Below are 2,250 nucleotides of genomic sequence, written 5' to 3'. Positions count from 1 at the left end.
CTCACCCGAGCGCCAGCGCCGCCAGATCTCGTCTTGCTGCTGCGTGCTCAAACCGGACGTCTTCACATCGCCCACCTCCACCACGACCGTGCCCGAGGAGGTGTTGCGTTGACCGGTTGAGACCGCCGTCGGTTCTGCGATGGCTGGGCCAGCCAGGTGGCGGCGCCTTGAGCTGGTGCTTCAGCCGGGTGGCGAGCTGCACGCCTCTGGGCATCCTTGATCCACCACGAGCCGGCCGGTGCCGGCTCGCTCAGTCGATGCGTGGAGGTCCCCTCGTGAGCGAGCAGTCGCAGCAGTCCCCACGAGCTGGCCTGCTCGCCTTCGGGGCGCTCTTCAGCCTCATCGGGGTGGCGGTCTTCCTCTTCGCCGGCGACCTCAGCGATCGCTCACCGCGGGGTGTGCCGCTGTGGCTGCTCGGCGCTGTGATGCTCGTCTGTGGCCTCGGCCTGCTCATCGTCGGGCTTCGTCGGGGACGCGCCTGAGCGCAAGCCGGCGCCGTGCCGTGCTCGCGCTGCCGTGCTCGCGCTGCCGCCAGCTGCCCCTAGCGGTCCAGGCCGTCGACGAGCGTCTTGGCGTCCACCAGCGTCAGCCGCCGATCCGCCTGGCGCACGACCTTGATCAGCTCGATGCGGCCGGCGGACGTGCCCACGTCCAGGTGGTGCTCCTGAGCTAGAGCCGCCAGACGGGCGGGTGTCATGGCGGCCTTGGCGCTCTGCGCGCCCTGTCGGCGTCGCTGCTCGGCGGCACGCCCCGACGCCGAGCCGCGGCGCACCTCCCTCACCAGTGCCCGGGCCAGCACCACGAGTGCGGCCGCGGCCAGCAGCGCCCACAGCCAGTCGCGCTGCCGTGCCTGCTCGAGCCCCAGGATGACGAGCCCGATGATCCCCAGCACGTAGCCGGCGATTTCCAGGCGCTGCCCCCAGGTCCACGACGCCGCGCGCGAGGTGCTCACCCGCTCAGCGTGCCAGCTCGAGCACGTGCGCCGAGGGCGGCTGGCGAGCAAGCTGCACCATCCGGCGTCTCCGGTGCAGCCACCCCACGGTGTGCGAGGGCCGCAGGCACTTCACGCTCTAACTGCGCTGCAGGCGCCGTCTTACAAACGGTCGCTTCTGAGATGAGCCGAGCTGGCCGACGACCGCACTGACATGCCGAAGCGCGGACACCGTTCCCGCGCCGGTCTGCGGTGGGTGACGCTGCCTGCGCTGTAGCCGCACACTGAGCCGGGTGGACACCCTCTTGCTGAGCGGGACCGCCCTCGACGGCGCGCAGTGGACGCTGCACGCTCAGGACACCCCCCGCGGGCCGGGCGTGGTGCTCGACGTGCGCACCGCCAGCGGACGCCGCTGCTGGGGCACCGCGCAGCGCAGCACCCCGCTGCCGCCCGGGCAGGTCATCGGCGGCGCCTGGAGTCGCGGGGAGGCCGACGAGCCGACCACCTGGCTGATCAAGCTGTACGCCGACGTGCGCGCGGTGGTGGTGCACCTCTCCGACGGCACCCGCGAGGACCTGCGCGTGGTGGACGACTCGCACGCCAGCGGCGTGCGCTGGGCGGTGCTGGCCCACCCGCCCCACCTGGACGTGCACCGCACCGACGTCTACGACACCGACGGCCGAGCGCTGCTCGACGCTGCCCCGGCCTGAGCACCCGCCTGCCCGCTCACGGCGCCCTCCGGGCGTGGTGCGGGTCTGGCTACTCGGTCGCCCCGGCCCGCCAGGTCACGGACACGGTGGGCTTGGTCTGCAGCCACAAGCTGCCCACGGGCAGCCGCTCGTCGAAGAGCACGCCCAGCAGCTCACGCCCTGCCCTCTTCTCCACCACCAGCGACGTCACCGAGCCCAGCTCCAGCTCGACCAGCTCCGCGCCCGCCGAGCTCAGCGACAGCCCGACCCGCCCAGAGGCCGGCTCGACCTCCAGCTGCACCCGGGTGGAGCCGCGCGTCAGGGCGAAGCGCACGCACACGTAGGGCCACGGCGCGTCCTCGACGCCGAAGGGGTAGACGGGCTCGCTCTCGAAGAGCCAGACCAGGTCCTCCAGCACGGGCATCGGATCCATCACCGGATCACTGTGCCTGCCACGGCGACACGCGCGAGCAGGGCGCCGTCCACCCCGGTCGCTGTCTCACAAACGGTGGCGGTCTCAACCGGTCAACGCAACACCTCCTCGGGCACGGTCGTGGTGGAGGTGGGCGATGTGAAGACGTCCGGTTTGAGCACGCAGCAGCAAGACGAGATCTGGCGGCGCTGGCGCTC

General features: G+C 72.1%; 4 protein-coding genes. 2 read left to right on the top strand and 2 right to left on the bottom strand.

Annotated features, from left to right (window positions below; all coding sequences use genetic code 11):
- Nucleotides 1–275: 275 nt before the first annotated feature.
- Entirely contained in the window at nucleotides 276–482 is a 207-nt protein-coding gene (locus ACRYMN_RS20790) for a hypothetical protein (RefSeq protein WP_432499326.1), read from the top strand.
- Nucleotides 483–541: 59 nt separating this feature from the next.
- On the opposite strand, the gene ACRYMN_RS20785 is transcribed toward ACRYMN_RS20790, so the two are convergent.
- A complete protein-coding gene (locus ACRYMN_RS20785) occupies nucleotides 542–952 on the bottom strand; it encodes a hypothetical protein (RefSeq protein ID WP_432499325.1) in 411 nt (136 codons plus the stop codon).
- Between the two features lie 272 nt (nucleotides 953–1,224).
- On the opposite strand from ACRYMN_RS20785, the gene ACRYMN_RS20780 reads away from it, so the two are divergent.
- On the top strand, nucleotides 1,225–1,641 hold the full coding sequence (locus ACRYMN_RS20780; protein ID WP_432499324.1) for a hypothetical protein: 417 nt from the start codon (nucleotides 1,225–1,227) through the stop codon (nucleotides 1,639–1,641).
- Between the two features lie 49 nt (nucleotides 1,642–1,690).
- Here ACRYMN_RS20780 and ACRYMN_RS20775 read toward each other — a convergent pair whose 3' ends face one another.
- Nucleotides 1,691–2,056 (bottom strand): hypothetical protein, encoded by a 366-nt coding sequence (locus ACRYMN_RS20775; protein ID WP_432499323.1) that lies wholly within the window; start codon nucleotides 2,054–2,056, stop codon nucleotides 1,691–1,693.
- Between the last annotated feature and the right edge of the window lie 194 nt (nucleotides 2,057–2,250).

The sequence above is a fragment of the Kineococcus gypseus genome, from assembly GCF_050871305.1.
GTDB lineage: Bacteria > Actinomycetota > Actinomycetes > Actinomycetales > Kineococcaceae > Kineococcus > Kineococcus gypseus.
The sequence above is the reverse complement of the archived record's forward strand: the minus strand, read 5'-3'. Positions and strand labels throughout refer to the sequence as shown.